The organism is Intestinirhabdus alba (assembly GCF_009711095.1).
GTDB lineage: Bacteria > Pseudomonadota > Gammaproteobacteria > Enterobacterales > Enterobacteriaceae > Intestinirhabdus > Intestinirhabdus alba.
This window is the reverse complement of the sequence record NZ_WMJZ01000005.1, coordinates 23,454-41,370: the sequence shown is the minus strand read 5'-3', so window position 1 is coordinate 41,370 and position 17,917 is coordinate 23,454. Positions and strand designations below refer to the sequence as shown.

The window sequence follows — 17,917 nt, the reverse complement described above, 5'->3', positions numbered from 1 at the left end:
GCCGACTGCGGGCTGCCAGGGAAACGGGATAAGGCGCGCGGCAACGGCTACGGGCGGTCCAAAAACAAACAGGCCCCGGCGGGCCTGTCACTGCTTACTTCACAACACGTAGCGCTGGTCGTCCACCGCGCGGCGGCGGCGGATCGTCATCCGGATTGTCATCCTCTTCGCGATCGGGCCTGTCGCCATCAATAACGGACATGACGCTGCCGATCTCGCTCCCGGCGTCCGGCGCATCGTCATTCAGGCTGGCAACCTCTTCATCATAGGCCGCTTCAGGCTCGAACATCGTACCGGCACCGTTTTCCCGCGCGTAAATCGCCAGAACGGCCGCCAGCGGCACGGAGACCTGACGCGGCACGCCGCCAAAGCGCGCGTTAAAGCGTACTTCATCATTGGCCAGTTCAAGATTACCTACCGCGCGCGGCGCGATATTAAGAACGATCTGCCCGTCGCGCGCATATTCCATCGGGACCTGCACGCCCGGCAGCATTACATCTACCACCAGATGCGGCGTCAGCTGGTTGTCCAGCAACCACTCATAGAATGCGCGCAGCAGGTAGGGACGACGCGGGGAGAGCTGTGACAAATCCATACTGGTTAACCCCGGCCGAGGCGCATTTCACGTTCAGCTTCCGTTAAGGAAGCCAGGAAAGAGTCGCGTTCAAAGACGCGGGTCATGTAGCCTTTCAGCTCTTTTGCGCCCGCGCCGCTGAACTCGATGCCCAGCTGCGGAAGACGCCACAGCAGCGGTGCCAGATAGCAGTCGACCAGGCTGAACTCATCGCTGAGGAAGTAGGGCTTCTGACCAAAGACCGGCGCGATGGCCTGCAGCTCTTCGCGCAGCTGCTTGCGCGCCGCATCGGCTTCAGCGGCGGAACCACTGACGATAACGTTCATCAGCGTATACCAGTCTTTTTCGATACGATGCATGTACAGACGGCTTTCACCGCGCGCCACCGGATAGACCGGCATCAGCGGCGGGTGAGGGAAACGCTCGTCAAGGTATTCCATAATGATGCGCGATTCCCACAGGGTCAGTTCACGATCCACCAGCGTCGGAACGCTCTGATTCGGATTGAGGTCAATCAGATCCTGAGGTGGGTTGTCCTTCTCCACGTGTTCGATCTCAAAACTGACGCCCTTTTCAGCCAGCACGATGCGGACCTGATGGCTATAGATGTCAGTAGGACCAGAAAACAGCGTCATTACCGAACGTTTGTTGGCAGCGACAGCCATGAAAACCTCCAGGTATAGTCAGAATTTTTACTGCTACCGGCCACCAGGTAGCCGGTCAGAAGCGTAGCGCCCGCTTCGGGAAGCCATTCTCGTTCACTAAGCAAACAAAAAATGAACAATACCCGGTATTTGGGCAGAAAATTGGATGATAGTTTACCAGATTTTGACACCTTTGTGGTGAGTCGATTCTGGAAAAGGAAAAAAGAGGCGTAATTCAGAGCATTAAGAGAGGTTAACGGCCCCTTCAGGCGTAAAAAAACCCGCCGAAGCGGGTTTTCGCCAAAGGTAATCTGCGAAAGCAGAAAACCATTAACGTTTGGAGAACTGCGGACGGCGACGTGCTTTACGCAGACCGACTTTCTTACGTTCAACCTGACGTGCGTCACGAGTAACGAAGCCAGCTTTACGCAGCTCAGCACGCAGAGACTCGTCGTACTCCATCAGAGCGCGGGTGATGCCGTGACGGATCGCACCTGCCTGACCGGAGATACCACCACCTTTAACGGTGATGTACAGATCCAGTTTTTCAACCATGTCGACCAGCTCCAGCGGCTGACGAACTACCATGCGGGCAGTTTCGCGACCGAAGTACTGTTCCAGAGAACGCTGGTTAATAACGATTTTGCCGTTGCCCGGTTTGATGAATACGCGAGCTGCGGAACTTTTGCGGCGACCAGTGCCGTAGTATTGATTTTCAGCCATTGCCTGTAATCCCGATTAGATGTCAAGAACTTGCGGTTGCTGTGCCGCATGGTTGTGCTCGTTGCCTGCGTAAACTTTCAGCTTACGGAACATAGCACGACCCAGCGGGCCTTTTGGCAGCATGCCTTTAACCGCGATTTCAATCACACGCTCAGGACGGCGGGCAATCATCTCTTCAAAGGTCGCTTCTTTAATACCACCAATGTGACCAGTGTGGTGATAGTACACTTTGTCAGTACGCTTATTACCAGTAACGGCAACTTTATCCGCGTTCAGAACGATGATGTAATCACCGGTGTCAACGTGCGGAGTGTATTCCGCTTTATGCTTACCGCGCAGGCGACGAGCCAGTTCGGAAGCCAGACGGCCCAGAGTTTTACCGGTCGCGTCAACAACATACCAGTCGCGTTTTACGGTTTCTGGTTTAGCTGTAAAAGTTTTCATTAAAAGCTTACCCAAATAAATATGTTACACGTAGGTGTTCACCCAAACGTTTTCAATTGTTGAGGCTCACACGACATAGTCCGGCAAACCTACCCCCTCGGATACGTTTCACCGACACACAAAGTTTCGGGAAAAAAACTTCGTTGTAACGTGGGGTCGCAGGATTATAGAGAAGTCGGGGTCAAAGATCGACCCCTTTTTACGTTTTACGCTGCGGTTAGCGGGGGGCGTCAGGGCAGATGCTCAAGCTGCAGATAGGCCTCGCTCTGCATCTCCTGCAGGCGCGACAGGCAGCGCTGAATCTCAAATGTCAGGCGCTCCCCCTGATAAATCTCCGCTAACGGAACGGCGGCGCTGACCACCAGCTTCACGCGGCGCTCATAAAACTCATCCACCAGCGCGATAAAGCGCCGCGCCTCGCTCTCCATCAGCGAGGTCATCACCGGCACCTCAAACAGCAGCACGGTATGAAACAGGCGCGACAGCGCAATATAATCGTGCTGGCTGCGGGCGTCGACGCACAGCGTGGTGAAAGAGACGGCGAGCGTCTGGTTCTCCACGCCCAGCGTCGGAAGCGGACGATGATTCACCTCCAGAGTGGGTGCCCGGCTGCGTTGTGTCCCGGCCAGCGCCAGCCAGAACGTGTCCATTTGCTGCCGCGTCGCCTCGTTAAGCGGCGACAGCCACAGATGTGCCTGGGTAAGCGTCCGCAGCCGGTAGTCCATTCCGGCGTCAACGTTCATAATCTTGCAGTGCCGTTTAATTGCCTCAATTGCCGGAAGGAAGCGCGCGCGCTGCAGGCCGTTGCGATAAAGCTCGTCCGGCGGGATATTGGAGGTGGCCACCAGGGCGATCCCGCGGGCAAACAGCGCCTTCATCAGCCCGCCGAGCAGCATGGCGTCGGTGATATCGGAAACAAAAAACTCGTCAAAGCACAAAACGTCGGTTTCAGCCTTAAAGCGGTCGGCCAGGGCCTCCAGCGGATCGCTGTGCCCCTGCAGCTCGGCCAGCGCCTCATGCACGCGCAGCATAAAGCGGTGAAAGTGCAGGCGCTGTTTACGCTCCCCCGGCAGGCTATGGTAGAAAAGATCCATCAGCCAGGTTTTGCCCCGCCCCGGCCCGCCCCACATATATAGCCCCTGAACCGCCGCCTCCGGCTCGCGCTTTGCAAACAGTTTGCCAACCCGGCCCAGCAGCCCGCCGGACTCAGGCGCGTGAGAAGGCTTGTCGATCAGCGCCCGGTAAATCGCTTCCAGACGTTCTACCGCTTCCCGCTGTACCGCATCGGGCTGATGCGTGCCCTCGTCGAGGGCCTGGAGGTAACGCGATGTAGGGGAAAGGTTTTGCATGATGTTCTTGTTATTCCATGAGAATCGGTGCGCCGTGCTTCACGGCTGGCGATAAAAAGGCCGTTCTACACTACGCGAATCGCCGCCGGGATGCCACTTCCCCGGTGGGCGTGCTGGCGTCGTAAAGCTCTCGCTCCGGGCGCACGGCGGCCTTGCGCAGAGAGCGGCGAAAACGCCGTTCAAAACGCGCGGCGTTTTGTCCTGCAACTCGAATTATTTAGGGTATAGTGGCATAATCAGGCACAGGCATGGAGCCTGAAAAGCCACCCCCCTACGGAAACAAAAAACAACGGGAGATGTTCATGACCTGGGAATATGCGCTCATTGGGCTAATCGTCGGCATCATCATTGGTGCTGTAGCCATGCGTTTTGGTAATCGGAAATTGCGCCAGCAGCAGGCGCTGCAGTATGAGCTGGAAAAGAATAAGAAAGAGCTGGAAGATTATCGCAACGAGCTGGTCAGCCATTTTGCCCACAGCGCGCAGCTGCTGGATAATATGGCCGACGACTATCGCCAGCTGTACCAGCATATGGCGAAAAGCTCCAGCAGCCTGCTGCCGGAAATGACGGCGGAGACCAACCCGTTCCGTAACCGTCTGGCGGAGTCAGAAGCCAGCAACGATCAGGCACCGGTGCAGATGCCGCGAGACTATTCCGAAGGGGCGTCCGGCCTGCTACGCAGCGGCGTAAAGCGCGATTAGCCCCGCCAACGGCAAGAAATTTTACGGACGCCGCGACGGCGTCCGCCTCTTCTCTTCCTTCCCAGCTATTATTTAATCATCCCCCAACCCGTTGGCGAGCGAAAATTCAATAACATCAGCCGGTTTTGAATCCACCTCCCTTTCACTCAAGGTATGAGAGCAGGCCCCATGAAAAAATACACCCCGCTGTTAAGTGCATTAGCGTTAAGCCTCGGGTTAACGCTCTCAACGCCGTTTCAGGCCGCGGCGGCAATACCCACCCAGATCCCCGGCCAGGCAGCGCTCCCCAGCCTCGCTCCAATGCTGGAAAAGGTCCTCCCTGCGGTGGTGAGCGTAAAGGTGGAAGGCACGGCGACCCAGAGCCAGCAAGTGCCGGAAGAATTTAAGAAATTCTTTGGCGACGAGCTGCCGGACAGGCCGCCTCAGCCGTTCGAAGGGCTGGGTTCCGGCGTGATTATCGACGCCGCCAAAGGCTATGTGCTGACCAACAACCACGTCATCAGCGAGGCGCAGAAAATCGGCGTTCAGCTCAATGACGGCCGCGAGTTTGATGCCAGGATCATCGGCAGCGATGACCAGAGCGATATTGCACTGCTGCAAATTCAGCACCCCGACAGGCTGACGCAGATCGCCATCGCCGACTCCGACAAGCTGCGCGTCGGCGATTTCGCCGTCGCCGTCGGCAATCCGTTCGGCCTTGGGCAGACCGCCACCTCCGGCATCGTTTCCGCCCTGGGCCGCAGCGGGCTGAACCTTGAAGGCCTGGAGAACTTTATCCAGACCGACGCCTCCATTAACCGCGGCAACTCCGGCGGCGCGCTGCTTAACCTTAATGGCGAGCTTATCGGTATCAATACCGCCATCCTCGCGCCCGGCGGCGGCAGTATCGGAATTGGCTTTGCGATCCCCAGCAATATGGCCCGCATTCTGGCGCAACAGCTGATGCAGTTTGGCGAGATCAAACGCGGCCTGCTGGGCATCAAAGGAATGGAAATGTCCGCCGACATCGCCAAAGCGTTCGGGCTGGAGATCCAGCGCGGCGCGTTCGTCAGCGAGGTGCTGCCCAACTCCGGTTCCGCAAAGGCGGGCGTTAAATCCGGAGATATTATTATCAGCCTCAACGGAAAACCGCTTAGCAGCTTCGCCGAACTGCGCTCGCGCATCGCCACCACCGAACCGGGTGCCAAAGTGAAGCTCGGGCTGCTGCGCAGCGGCAAGCCGCTGGAGGTTGAAGTCACCCTGGACGCCAGCACCTCGTCCTCCGCCAGCGCGGAGCTTATTATCCCGGCGCTGCAGGGGGCCACCTTCAGCGACGGACAGCTGAAGGATGGGTCCAAAGGCGTTCATATTGACGGCGTTGAAAAAGGCAGCCCTGCGGCGCTGGCCGGACTGCATAAGGACGATGTGATCGTCGGTATTAACCGCGATCGCGTCGGCTCCATCGCCGAAATGCGCAAGGTGCTGGAGACAAAGCCCTCGATCGTCGCCCTACAGGTGGCGCGCGGCAATGAGAAAATCTATCTGCTGCTGCGCCAGGACGTGCCCCTTAACCCTTAACCGGCGGTTCGTAAGGTTGACAGGGCAGCAGATACGAGGCTAAACGCCCCGCCCACTCACAACGCCCGGTGAGCGGGCAGCCTGAAATCCTGGACCGGGCGTCAGCCTCGCGTGTGATGTCCGGTTAACTCATGATATGCTGCTGTGGTTTCCTCTTTTAATGACGTCTCCATCATGTTTGTGAAACTTTTACGTTCGGTTGCGATTGGTTTGATTGTCGGTGCCATTCTGCTGGCCGCCATACCCTCGCTGCGCAAAATAAACACCCTTTCCGTACCGCAGTACGATAGCACCGATGAGACGCCGGCCAGCTATAACTTCGCGGTTCGCCGCGCCGCGCCGGCCGTCGTCAACGTCTATAACCGCAGTTTAAACAGCACCGCGCGCAACCAGTTGGAGATCCGCACGCTGGGCTCCGGCGTCATTATGGATCAGCGCGGCTATATCATTACCAACAAGCACGTGATCAACGACGCCGACCAGATTATCGTCGCGCTACAGGACGGCCGCGTATTTGAGGCGCTGCTGGTGGGTTCTGATACGCTTACCGATCTTGCGGTATTAAAGATCAACGCCACCGGCGGGCTGCCAACCATTCCAATCAACATTAAGCGCACCCCGCACATTGGCGACGTGGTGCTGGCTATCGGCAACCCGTACAACCTTGGGCAGACCATCACCCAGGGGATCATCAGCGCCACCGGCCGCATCGGCCTGAACCCAACCGGCCGACAAAACTTTCTGCAGACGGACGCCTCCATCAACCACGGCAACTCCGGCGGCGCGCTGGTAAACTCGCTGGGCGAGCTGATCGGCATCAATACCCTCTCCTTTGATAAAAGTAACGACGGCGAGACGCCGGAAGGGATCGGCTTTGCCATTCCCTTCCAGCTGGCGACCAAGATTATGGATAAACTGATCCGCGATGGCCGCGTGATCCGCGGCTATATCGGCATCGGCGGCCGGGAGATCGCCCCGCTGCACGCCCAGAGCGGCGGCATCGATCAGATTCAGGGCATTGTGGTCAACGAAGTGACGCCGGACGGCCCGGCGGCGCGAGCGGGCATTCAGGTTAACGATCTGATTGTTTCCGTAAATAACAAACCCGCCGTCTCCGCGCTGGAGACGATGGACCAGGTGGCGGAAATCCGCCCGGGATCGGTGATTCCGGTCGTGGTCATGCGCGATGACAAACGGCTGACGCTGCACGTCACCATTCTGGAATATCCGGCCACCCGCTAGCGCTTCGCGGGATACCCCCCGTCCGTCAGCGGGCGGCACAAAAAAACCGGAGCCAGTACACAGGCTCCGGTTTTTTACTGGCGCAGGCTCGCTTACTGATTAACGAACGTTTCGCCCAGAGTGATATCTTTTTTCAGCGTATCGAGCATCCCTTCCAGCGCATTTTGTTCGAATGCGCTCAGCTTACCGATGGGACGACGCGCTTCAACGCCGTTTTTGCCCAGCAGCAGCGGCTGAGAGAAGAAGCGCGCGTGCTCACCGTCACCTTCAACGTAGGCGCATTCGACAACCTCTTTTTCGCCCTGCAGCGCGCGAACCAGCGAGAGGCCAAAGCGGGCCGCCGCCTGCCCCATTGAGAGGGTTGCGGACCCGCCGCCGGCCTTCGCTTCAACCACTTCCGTGCCCGCATTCTGAATACGTTTTGTCAGATCCGCCACTTCCTGCTCGCTGAAGCTGACGCCGGGGATCTGTGACAGCAGCGGCAGGATGGTCACGCCGGAATGGCCGCCGATAACCGGCACCTCGATCTCATTCGGCTGCTTGCCCTTCAGTTCCGCCACAAAGGTGTTGGAGCGGATGATGTCCAGCGTGGTCACGCCAAACAGCTTATTCTTATCGTAAACGCCCGCCTTTTTCAGCACCTCCGCAGCAATCGCTACGGTCGTGTTCACCGGATTGGTGATAATGCCAACGCAGGCTTTCGGGCAGGTTGCGGCAACCTGCTGCACCAGATTCTTCACGATACCGGCGTTGACGTTAAACAGATCGGAACGATCCATACCCGGCTTACGCGCCACGCCAGCGGAGATCAATACCACGTCAGCCCCTTCAAGGGCCGGGGTCGCGTCTTCTCCGGAAAAACCTTTAATTTTTACAGCCGTTGGGATATGGCTCAGATCGACGGCCACGCCGGGAGTCACTGGAGCGATGTCATACAGGGAGAGTTCTGAACCTGAAGGCAGTTGGGTCTTTAACAGTAGTGCCAGCGCCTGACCGATACCGCCGGCAGCGCCGAGGACTGCGACTTTCATTCTAAACTCCTTATTATATTGATAAGCTAAGTGTTTGTTGCTCCGCGGCCGCGACCTTAATCTACAAATTCAATGAAAACAATCTTCGCGCGTCAGGAATGTGGGGTCGCGCGATTTTAGCTTTTATGCATTTAATTTTCGTAATCCAAAGCCGCCTGCACAGCCGGGCAACGCTCAACAGGTTAAGACAATATACCCTGACACCCATCAAAAACAACAGCAATTTTATAACAATTAATTTACTTTTTGTTCCATTTATACCCCGTGACGCAGGCATGTTTCTTTATAAGAATATTTGATAAAATTTCGCCCTTTCATAACATTATTTCAGCCTCCGCCCTGGCGGACAATTTGCATAAAAATTCATCTGTATGCATAATAATGTTGTTTCCATCCACTTATTACGGGTGACTTATGCGAAGTTCGGCCAAGCAAGAAGAATTAGTTAAGGCGTTTAAAGCGCTGCTTAAAGAAGAAAAATTTAGCTCCCAGGGCGAGATCGTGCTCGCATTGCAGGAGCAGGGCTTTGACAACATCAACCAGTCCAAAGTCTCACGCATGTTGACCAAATTTGGCGCGGTGCGCACCCGCAACGCAAAAATGGAGATGGTCTACTGCCTCCCGGCAGAGCTAGGCGTGCCGACCACCTCCAGCCCGCTAAAAAACCTGGTGCTGGATATCGACTTTAACGACGCGGTGGTCGTCATCCATACCAGCCCCGGGGCCGCCCAGCTGATTGCCCGCCTGCTGGACTCGCTGGGTAAAGCGGAAGGCATTCTCGGCACCATCGCCGGTGACGACACTATCTTTACCACCCCCGCCCGGGGCTTTAGCGTCCAGGATCTTTATGAAGCCATTCTGGAGCTATTCGAACAGGAACTGTAAGCCCCTCCGCCGCGCCTGCGGCGGAAATTTATCGCTCCCGGCACTCTCCTGACTCCACTACCAGGCACTTTTCATTTAACATTTTGTGCGTTAAAACCACTCACATCATTAACATTTACACCAATAAAACAAATAAACGCACAAAACGACAACTTTTATAACCCGCTGAATTTTAATGTAAATATAACTTACCGTCTAAAGTATCTGCGTTTTTAATTTCCTGAGGTTATAAAAAAACGCGCATCTCATCACTTAACAACATATGAAACAATTAGCAGGGTATTAATTTATCACGTTATTAGCGTATACTTCTTTCTGTGATGGGGGTCACGAAATGCAGACCCCTGATAAAAGCATTCGACGAGGTAAAAAACATGAAAATTAAAACATCTGTTGCAGCGTTAAGCGTACTTTCCGTTCTCTCTTTTGGCGCTTTCGCCGCGGAAGCCATTAACGCAGAACAAGCGCAAAACCGTCAGTCCATCGGTGCCGTTTCCGTTAACGCTATCGGCTCCTCTCCTACCGAGATGCATGAAATGTTAAATAAAAAAGCGGAAGAGCATGGCGCTTCCGCCTATCAGATTACTGAGGCCCGCAGCGGCGATAACTGGCACGCCACCGCGGAGCTTTATAAGTAACCCTCGTCGTCTATTCTGACGACTTGCCTCCAACTGCCGGGGGCTTTTTTATTTCCTGGTGGCGAATGTTAAAGCGCAGTCGCCCCTCCAGCTCCTCTTCCGCCTCATCAAACAGCAGAATAAGCGCCCCGTAGCGCCTGCGCAGCTTCTCAGGAAGATGCACAAACTCGATTTCCAGCGGTAACGGCAGCGCGTCGCTCATCACCGTCTCCCAGAGGGCGTCGAGATCGTTGATCGCCTCTTTTTCCAGGCCAAACGTCCGCATAAACTGCTGATAAAAATCGTACTGATCCTTAATACCGCTAAAATCAAACCTATAAATTTTCATTTGTCGCCACCATCTCCAGCGTCGGTCGGACTACAGACCGCCTATATGCAGCGTTTTTACCTGCAGATACTCTTCCAGCCCCAGCACCGATCCCTCACGCCCCAGCCCTGACTCTTTTACGCCGCCAAAGGGCCCCAGCTCCGTGGAAACCGCGCATTCGTTAATACCCACCATTCCGCTTTCAATAGCGGCGGAGACGCGAAAGAGGCGCTGCAGGTTTTGTGTATAGAAGTAGGCGGCCAGCCCGTAAGGCGTATTGTTGGCCCGGGTAATCACCTCCTCTTCGCTGGTGAAGCGGAAGCAGGCGGCTACCGGGCCGAAGGTCTCCTCGCCGGCCAGCTTCATGCCGTCGCTACAGTCCCCCAGCACGGTGGGCTGCCAGAAGTTGCCTCCCAGCGCGTGAGGCGCGCCGCCCGTCAGCACCTTCGCCCCTTTGGCGACGGCGTCTTCAACGTGCTCGCGCACCTTCTCCAGTGCCGCAGCATTAATCAGCGGCCCCACCGTTACGCCATCGTCCATACCGTTGCCCACCTTCAGGGCCGCAACGGCCTCGGCCAGCCGGTGGGTAAAGGTGTCGTAGATCGCCTCATGAATATAGAAGCGGTTAACGCTGACGCATACCTGGCCCGCGTTGCGGAATTTATTGGCGACGGCTCCGGCCACGGCGGCGTCAATATCCGCATCGTCAAAAACAATGTAGGGCGCGTTGCCCCCCAGCTCCATTGACACTTTTTTCAGGGTTTCAGCGGCGTTACGCACCAGCGTTTTGCCGACTGAGGTCGAGCCGGTAAAGGAGATCTTACGCACCACGGGGCTGGCCATAATGGCCTCGCTGATTTCAGCCGTATTGCCCGCCACCGCGTTAAGCACGCCGTCCGGAACTCCGGCCCTCTTCGCAAGCGTCAGCAGCGCGAAAGCGCTGAGCGGCGTGTTATTGGCGGGCTTAATCACCCCGGTACAGCCCGCCGCCAGCGCCGGGCCTAATTTGCGGGTCAGCATCGCCATCGGGAAATTCCACGGCGTAATCGCCGCCACCACGCCAATCGGCTCGCGCGTTGCCAGAATACGCGACCCCGGCTTAACCGGCGGTATAATCTCGCCGTTGGCTCGTTTAGCCTCTTCAGCAAACCACTGAATAAAGCTGGCAGCATATTCCACTTCGCCTTCCGACTCCTTCAGGGGTTTGCCCTGTTCACGGGTCATCAGGCGCGCCAGCTCGCGTTTATGTTCAATAATCAACGTATACCAGCGGTAGAGAATGGCCGAGCGCGCCTTCGCGGTTTGCGCCCGCCAGCCGGGAAACGCCTTCGCCGCGGCGGCAATCGCCTCTTCGGTCTGCTCTCTGCCCGCTTTCGCCACGCTGGCAATCACCTCGCCGGTAGCAGGATTCACGACGTCAAACGTGCTGTCCAGCGTCTTCCAGATGCCGTCTACCAGATACCCCGTCTGAAAAAGTTCATTATTCTGGTGCGTTTGCATGTTGTTTTCTCCTCCCGGTGTTCTGATTAGCGCACAACGGGTAAGTATAGCCATAAAAAAACCGACGCTTTCGGCGTCGGTTATTGGGGCTTAGCTGATGGTCAGGGCGTGCTGATACTTATGTAGCATCTCGGCCAGCCGCTTCACTGGCTCCGTCACCTGCGCGGGTGCCTCCCAGACGCGCAGCTTTTGCTGATAGATATCCAGCTCATCGAGCAGCCGGGCGAAGTCGCGCCGGCGCTTATCGTCGCTGCCGGCGGAAATCACCCGATCGGCGGTACGCCGCAGCTGGCGGTGAAAGGCGGAGAGATCGTCGTTGACCGGTATCGGCGCATCACGCAGCCGCTGATGGGCAATAATCATGGTCAGAGCCAGGCGAAACTTCGGCAGATCGCCGGGAAATTTATTCATCAGCAAAAACAGCTGCTGGTAAAGGGCGGGAAGGTGATTCTCGCCGCGCCGGGCCGCGTTGGTGGTCATTGCCGAAACGGCGGCGGAGACAAACTGGTTGAGCAACACGCGCCCGGTGCGGTCGCGCGAATTATCCCGCACCACCATAATAACCATAAACGCCAGCACGCAGCCGACGATCTGCCCCAGCGCGCTGTCAAGGAACTGGCTGAAGTGAAAGGTCATCGGGTTATCCAGCACGATAATGTTGATGGTGCTGGCCAGCGCCCCCATTGAGCCCAGCCGCCGCTTCTGCACCTCAATACCGATAAAGAAGCCCAGCACCGCCATGCTCAGGCACAGCAGCAGCATACTCTGCTGGGTTCCCGGAATAACCACCAGAAACAGAAACGCCCCCAGCGGCAGCGCCGCCAGGGTGCCGTATATAAAGTCAATAGCCACCATCCGCGGGTTAGGTAGCCGCATCGCCAACGAGGTGACCACCGCAATCATCACCATCGCGCCGCTGCCGGACGTCCAGCCGGTCCACAGCCAGAACAGGGTGCCCAGCACGCAGGATAGCGTGGTGCGCCAGAAGTTGACCATCGCGTGGTGGCGCTCGGCGGATTCCACTTTCACCACCGGCTCTCCCCGCAGTATCTCTTCCTCAGCGGCACCGATCTTCGCGTTGCTCACCACCCCGCGCTTCAGCAGCAGATAGCGCGTCGCCGCCCCCACCCAGGTATAGATGGTGACCGGCGTTTCGCGCTCGCCGGTCCAGGCGATGGCCCGGCGCAACCGCTTAAGCTGGGTATGCACATCCTGCACGGTCTCCACCGGCGCGGCGAACAGTTCCCGGTAGGTTCCGGTGATAAGCTCCGGGCGCGTGTTCTGTATCAGATATGTTTCACAGGACTGCGTAATCAGCGTCAGCGACAGCGTATTGAGCGCCTTCAGCCGCCGGTTGGCACGCGCCCAGCGGGACGACTCCATATTCAGGTTGCTGCGCATCCCCTCCAGCGCGGTGGTACGCCGCACCAAAGCGCCCCAGGCGCTGTCCACCTCCTCGCTGTCGCCGTGCTTAATACAGAGCTGCATCAGCTGATATTGGGCGACCAGCAGGCTGTCCAGCTCGCGATCCACCTCGCGCTTGATGGAGCGGGGAGAAAACAGAAGATCCGCCATAATGGCGCAGACGATGCCGAGCACAATCTCACTACAGCGTTCGACGGCGAACTGCGGGGTCAGCAGCGGTTCGGTCTGGATAGTGATGACGATAATTAAGGCGGTATAGCCGGAAAGCCCCCATGCGTAAGAGTTCTCTACCCGCACCAGCGAGGAGACCCAGGTACAGAAGCCGGCCCAGATGCAGCATACCAGCACCATCAGCAGCGGGGCGCGGATCATCGAGGTGATGATAATCAGCGCGGCGATACAGCCGATAAAGGTGCCGGCTATTCGCAGCATCCCCCGGTAGCGGATCGCCCCGGACCAGGGCTCTCCTCCGGCGGCGAAGGCCGGCCCGGCGGCGACAATCGCCGCGGTCAGCACCGCCCAGCGCGGGGTCTCAAGCTGAAAGTGAAAGCCAACGAACAGCGCCAGCACGATGGCGCTGGCCAGCTTGATCGCAAAGCGCAGGTGGCGGCTTTCAATGGTAAAAATGCCCATGGCGTTTAACCAAACTCGCGCAGGCGATGCGCTAATTTACGGAAGAAGGAGTCCTGGTTCTGGTCGCGATCCTGTTTACCGGTAATCACCACCGTCGCGGTTGTGCCCGCCGGCCACAGGTTGCCATACTGCTCGTCCAGACGAATGCGCACCGGCACGCGCTGGGCCAGGCGCACCCACTCCAGGTTGGAGTCGATGGTCGCCATCCCTTTCGCGTCGCGGGTGCTGCTGGCGTTGGTTACGCCCGCCGCGACGCTGTCGACGGTGCCCTTCAGCACGCGGTTGCTGCCAAGGGGCGTGATCTCCGCGCGGTAGCCGGGGCGCACCCCTTCCAGCTTGGTCTCTTCCATATAGGCCTGCACGTAGAACGAATTTTGTTTAACCAGCGCCACCGCCGTCGAGCCGCGGGTAATAAATTCACCGGCGTACACGTTCAGGTTGGTCACCCAGCCGTCGGCGGGGGCACGGATCACGGTTCGCTCCAGGTCCAGCTTCGCCAGGTCCCGGGTAGCCTGGGCTTTCGCCAGCTGATGCAGAACGGTCTGCAGAACGTTATTGGCCTGGTCTATCTCTTCGCGGGACATCGCCTGTACACCCAGACGGTTACGCCGCCCGGCCTCCCGGCGTTTTTCCTGCGCCAGCGCCTGGTAGTAAGCAACGTCGGCTTCCGCCTCTTCGAGCGCCTTCTGGTAGCGCGGCTGGTCGATGGTAAATAGCACCTGATCTTTTTTTACCCGCTGATTATCATGCACGTTTACGCGGGTGATAAGGCCGGCGACATCGGGAGCGATAGCCACCACGTCGGCGCTGAAGCGCGCGTCGCGCGTCCAGGGCGACTCGGTGTAGTAGACCCAGGCGCGGAAAATCGCGATAAAGGCCAGGATGACCAGTACAAGGGTGATGGCCGTACGGGAGATTTTTTTTGTTAGCGTTTTCACTTCAACCTCAAACGAACAGACGCGATATCAGATAAAAGAGACAGCAGTACAGCGCGGTATTGAACAGAGCCGGATGCCAGACAAAATCATAGATGCCGGTTGGCACCAGCACCCGGCGCACCAGCCAAAAAACCGCCAGAGACAGCAGCAGCTCAAAAAATATCGGTGGGAAGGAAAGCCCAAACACCACGATAACGGGAAACAGACTCATGTTGACCTTGATTTTTAAGAGAGTGCAGGCGACAACCTTCAGCCGATGCCGCCGCAGAAAAGGGCAAAGAGAGCCAGGCGAGAGCGACACGGCCATGATTTGAATATAGGCTGTGTCCCGCAATTGATCGAGAGCGTCCCAGGCGATGGCGTCGATGCAGAACAGCGCGCAGAACGTAAAGTCTGTTCGCCAGAATGCCCGTCAGGCCGCGCGCAATTGCGGGAAACAGCCGGTGTATACCCTAAATAATTCGAGTTGCAGGAAGGCGGCGACGCAGTGACAAATTCGTCAGGAACGAATTTGAACAGCCGCAGGTTGCCTCTGGTGAGAGACAAGGATGTCTCTCATTAGTCCCCGGGAGCTTACTGGAGTAAGTGACCGGGGTGAGCGAGAACAAATCAGCTAAGCTGATTTGAACGCCGCTGGCGGCGGCCCTTCAGGGTGAGGCCCCCGGGCCGAATAAAGCCAACGCACATGCAACTTGAAGTATGACGGGTATATTAGCGTAACTGTCAGGGAGTTATCTACAATGTGTGATCTAAATCACTTTTAAGCCAGAGTGAATAATGGAACGATTAAAACGTATGTCGGTCTTCGCCAGGGTGGTGGAGCTGGGCTCTTTTACCGCCGCCGCCAGGCAGCTGCAGATGAGCGTCTCCGCCATCAGCCAGACCGTGGCCAGGCTGGAGAACGAGCTGCAGGTTAAGCTGCTGAACCGCAGCACCCGCAGCCTCGGTCTTACCGAAGCCGGTAAAATCTATTACCAGGGCTGCCGCCGAATGCTGCGCGAGGTGCAGGACGTCCATGAACAGCTTTATGCCTTTAACAATACCCCGATCGGCACGCTGCGCATCGGCTGCTCTTCAACCATGGCGCAAAATGTCCTCGCCGGGCTGACCGCCAGCATGCTGAAGGAGTATCCCGGCCTGTCGATTAATCTCGTCACCGGCATTCCGGCCCCGGATCTGATCGCCGACGGCCTGGATCTGGTGATTCGGGTTGGTGCCCTGCGCGACTCCAGCCTCTTTTCCCGCCGTCTGGGGGCAATGCCGATGGTCATTTGCGCCGCCAAAAGCTATCTCGCCCAGTACGGCGTGCCGGAAAAGCCTGCCGATCTCAGCAACCACTCCTGGCTGGAGTACAGCGTCCGCCCGGACAATGAGTTTGAGCTGATCGCCCCGGAGGGGATCTCCACCCGCCTGATCCCGCAGGGCAGATTCGTCACCAACGATCCGATGACCCTCAGCCGCTGGCTGACGGCCGGTGCCGGCGTCGCCTACGTGCCGCTGATGTGGGTGATCAACGAGATCAATCGCGACGAACTGGAGATCCTGCTGCCCCGCTATCAGTCCGATCCGCGCCCGGTTTACGCACTGTATACCGAAAAAGATAAGCTGCCGCTCAAGGTGCAGGTGATGATTAACGCGCTGACGGAGTATTTCGTCGACGTCGCGCAGCTGTTTCAGGGGATGTATGGCAGAGGAAAAGAGCGCCACGCCCGCAGGCGTGACGCTAACGATTCTGCCGGATAAATCACTTATCCGGCGAACGGGAAATTACGCGGTGCCGCCCACCGTCAGGCTATCCACCTTCAGGGTCGGCTGGCCGACGCCGACCGGCAGGCTCTGCCCCTCTTTGCCGCAAACGCCCACGCCGTTATCCAGCTGCAGATCGTTACCAACCATAGAGATCTGCTGCATCGCTTCGATCCCGGAGCCAATAAGGGTCGCCCCCTTCACCGGCTTCGTCACCCTGCCGTTTTCGATCAGGTAGGCTTCCGACGTGGAAAAGACAAACTTTCCGGAGGTGATGTCCACCTGGCCACCGCCGAAGTTCGGCGCATAGATACCAAACTCCACGGACTCAATAATTTCCTGCGGCGTGGATTTCCCCGGCAGCATGTAGGTGTTGGTCATGCGCGGCATCGGCAGGTGGGCATAGGATTCGCGGCGGCCGTTGCCGGTCGGCGCAACGCCCATCAGGCGGGCGTTCAGCTTGTCCTGCATATAGCCCTTCAGAACGCCGTTTTCGATCAGCACGTTGTACTGTCCCGGCGTGCCTTCGTCATCGATCGCCACGGAGCCGCGCCGATCGGCCATCGTGCCGTCATCAACCACCGTACACAGCTCAGAAGCGACAAGCTCGCCGACCTGGCCGCTGAACACCGAGGTGCCGCGACGGTTAAAATCTCCCTCCAGGCCGTGGCCTACCGCCTCATGCAGCAGCACGCCCGGCCAGCCCGCCCCCAGCACTACCGGCAGCGTTCCCGCCGGCGCGGCGACCGCAGAGAGGTTTACCAGGGCCATGCGCACCGCCTCTTTCGCCCAGGCGTCGGCGCGCACTTCGCCGTTAAGGTCGGCAAGAAACCAGTCATAGCCAAAGCGTCCACCGCCGCCGCTGGCACCGCGCTCGCGCTTGCCCTCCTCCTCGACCTGCACGCTGACCGACAGGCGCACCAGCGGGCGCACGTCCGCCGCCAGGGTGCCGTCCGTTGCCGCAACGAGGATCAGCTCATAAACGCCGGTAAGGCTGGCGGTTACTTCCTGAACGCGCCTGTCGGCTTCCCGGGCGACCTTATCTACCCGCCTGAGAATATCGAGCTTCTCTTCGCGGCTCATGCTCTGCAGCGGATCGACGGCGGTATACAGCGCCTGATGCTCCACCGCACCCAGGGTTTTCACCCGGCCGTCGCCGCTGTCGCGCACGATGGTGCGCGCGGCCTGGGCACTCTGCTCCAGGGCCTGCAGGCTTATCCGGTCGGCGTAGGCAAAGCCGGTCTTCTCTCCGCTGACGGCGCGAACGCCGACGCCCTGGTCGATATTGTAAGAGCCGTCCTTAATGATGCGGTCTTCTAACACCCAGGATTCGTGATAGCTCGACTGAAAATAGAGATCGCCATAGTCAAGGCGGCGTTCGGCCAGCTGGCCAAGAATGGCGAACAGATCCTGATGGTTCAGGCCGTTCGCCGTTAGCAATTGTTCACTTACCAGGTTCAGACTCATCGTTTTGCTACTCGTTAGTTGCCGCTGCGCTACAGCGGTAAAAAGATCTTAACTCTCAATAATTCAGGCGGCGACACGTTCATTATCACGAAGTTGAACGGCCCGCCGGGAAA

18 protein-coding genes are annotated in these 17,917 nt (G+C 57.8%); 6 read left to right on the top strand and 12 right to left on the bottom strand.

Annotated features, from left to right (window positions below; translation table 11 throughout):
* Positions 1–94: 94 nt before the first annotated feature.
* From sspB to zapE, 5 genes are all read right to left on the bottom strand, one after another.
* A complete protein-coding gene (gene sspB / locus GJV78_RS05120) occupies positions 95–595 on the bottom strand; it encodes a ClpXP protease specificity-enhancing factor (RefSeq protein ID WP_155107311.1) in 501 nt (166 codons plus the stop codon).
* Between the two features lie 5 nt (positions 596–600).
* Positions 601–1,239, bottom strand: coding sequence for a stringent starvation protein SspA (gene sspA / locus GJV78_RS05115; protein ID WP_155107310.1), 639 nt, complete (start codon positions 1,237–1,239; stop codon positions 601–603).
* 309 nt (positions 1,240–1,548) lie between these two features.
* A complete protein-coding gene (gene rpsI / locus GJV78_RS05110) occupies positions 1,549–1,941 on the bottom strand; it encodes a 30S ribosomal protein S9 (protein ID WP_023480836.1) in 393 nt (130 codons plus the stop codon).
* A 15-nt stretch (positions 1,942–1,956) separates the two neighbouring features.
* Complete coding sequence (rplM, locus tag GJV78_RS05105) at positions 1,957–2,385, bottom strand: 50S ribosomal protein L13 (protein WP_046488313.1); 429 nt, start codon at positions 2,383–2,385, stop codon at positions 1,957–1,959.
* 230 nt (positions 2,386–2,615) lie between these two features.
* Positions 2,616–3,734: a cell division protein ZapE gene (gene zapE / locus GJV78_RS05100; RefSeq protein WP_155107309.1), complete on the bottom strand. Its 1,119-nt coding sequence runs from the start codon at positions 3,732–3,734 to the stop codon at positions 2,616–2,618.
* A 302-nt stretch (positions 3,735–4,036) separates the two neighbouring features.
* Between zapE and zapG the strand changes: the two genes are divergently transcribed.
* From zapG to degS, 3 genes are all read left to right on the top strand, one after another.
* Entirely contained in the window at positions 4,037–4,435 is a 399-nt protein-coding gene (zapG, locus tag GJV78_RS05095) for a Z-ring associated protein ZapG (RefSeq protein ID WP_155107308.1), read from the top strand.
* Positions 4,436–4,603: 168 nt separating this feature from the next.
* On the top strand, positions 4,604–5,992 hold the full coding sequence (gene degQ / locus GJV78_RS05090) for a serine endoprotease DegQ (RefSeq protein ID WP_155107307.1): 1,389 nt from the start codon (positions 4,604–4,606) through the stop codon (positions 5,990–5,992).
* 174 nt (positions 5,993–6,166) lie between these two features.
* Positions 6,167–7,234, top strand: coding sequence for an outer membrane-stress sensor serine endopeptidase DegS (gene degS / locus GJV78_RS05085; protein WP_155107306.1), 1,068 nt, complete (start codon positions 6,167–6,169; stop codon positions 7,232–7,234).
* 92 nt (positions 7,235–7,326) lie between these two features.
* Here the strand turns inward: degS and mdh are convergent, their stop codons facing one another.
* A complete protein-coding gene (mdh, locus tag GJV78_RS05080) occupies positions 7,327–8,265 on the bottom strand; it encodes a malate dehydrogenase (RefSeq protein WP_155107305.1) in 939 nt (312 codons plus the stop codon).
* Between the two features lie 414 nt (positions 8,266–8,679).
* Between mdh and argR the strand changes: the two genes are divergently transcribed.
* Together argR and yhcN are read left to right on the top strand one after the other, a co-directional pair.
* Positions 8,680–9,150, top strand: coding sequence for a transcriptional regulator ArgR (gene argR / locus GJV78_RS05075; RefSeq protein ID WP_155107304.1), 471 nt, complete (start codon positions 8,680–8,682; stop codon positions 9,148–9,150).
* Between the two features lie 374 nt (positions 9,151–9,524).
* Positions 9,525–9,788, top strand: a complete 264-nt coding sequence (gene yhcN / locus GJV78_RS05070; protein ID WP_155107303.1) for a peroxide/acid stress response protein YhcN — start codon at positions 9,525–9,527, stop codon at positions 9,786–9,788.
* A 10-nt stretch (positions 9,789–9,798) separates the two neighbouring features.
* Here yhcN and GJV78_RS05065 read toward each other — a convergent pair whose 3' ends face one another.
* The 5 genes from GJV78_RS05065 to aaeX all read right to left on the bottom strand — a co-directional run bounded on the left by GJV78_RS05065 (position 9,799) and on the right by aaeX (position 14,802).
* On the bottom strand, positions 9,799–10,116 hold the full coding sequence (locus GJV78_RS05065) for a barstar family protein (RefSeq protein ID WP_155107302.1): 318 nt from the start codon (positions 10,114–10,116) through the stop codon (positions 9,799–9,801).
* A gap of 30 nt (positions 10,117–10,146) precedes the next feature.
* Positions 10,147–11,595: an NAD-dependent succinate-semialdehyde dehydrogenase gene (locus GJV78_RS05060; protein WP_155107301.1), complete on the bottom strand. Its 1,449-nt coding sequence runs from the start codon at positions 11,593–11,595 to the stop codon at positions 10,147–10,149.
* Between the two features lie 90 nt (positions 11,596–11,685).
* The gene (gene aaeB, locus GJV78_RS05055) at positions 11,686–13,653 is read right to left on the bottom strand and encodes a p-hydroxybenzoic acid efflux pump subunit AaeB (protein WP_155107300.1); all 1,968 of its coding nucleotides are present in this window, start codon (positions 13,651–13,653) and stop codon (positions 11,686–11,688) included.
* Positions 13,654–13,658: 5 nt separating this feature from the next.
* Positions 13,659–14,591 (bottom strand): p-hydroxybenzoic acid efflux pump subunit AaeA, encoded by a 933-nt coding sequence (gene aaeA / locus GJV78_RS05050; protein ID WP_167519382.1) that lies wholly within the window; start codon positions 14,589–14,591, stop codon positions 13,659–13,661.
* A 7-nt stretch (positions 14,592–14,598) separates the two neighbouring features.
* A complete protein-coding gene (aaeX, locus tag GJV78_RS05045) occupies positions 14,599–14,802 on the bottom strand; it encodes a p-hydroxybenzoic acid efflux pump operon protein AaeX (protein WP_155107299.1) in 204 nt (67 codons plus the stop codon).
* A gap of 566 nt (positions 14,803–15,368) precedes the next feature.
* On the opposite strand from aaeX, the gene aaeR reads away from it, so the two are divergent.
* Complete coding sequence (aaeR, locus tag GJV78_RS05040) at positions 15,369–16,334, top strand: HTH-type transcriptional activator AaeR (protein WP_155107298.1); 966 nt, start codon at positions 15,369–15,371, stop codon at positions 16,332–16,334.
* Positions 16,335–16,358: 24 nt separating this feature from the next.
* On the opposite strand, the gene tldD is transcribed toward aaeR, so the two are convergent.
* Positions 16,359–17,804, bottom strand: a complete 1,446-nt coding sequence (gene tldD / locus GJV78_RS05035) for a metalloprotease TldD (protein WP_155107297.1) — start codon at positions 17,802–17,804, stop codon at positions 16,359–16,361.
* Between the last annotated feature and the right edge of the window lie 113 nt (positions 17,805–17,917).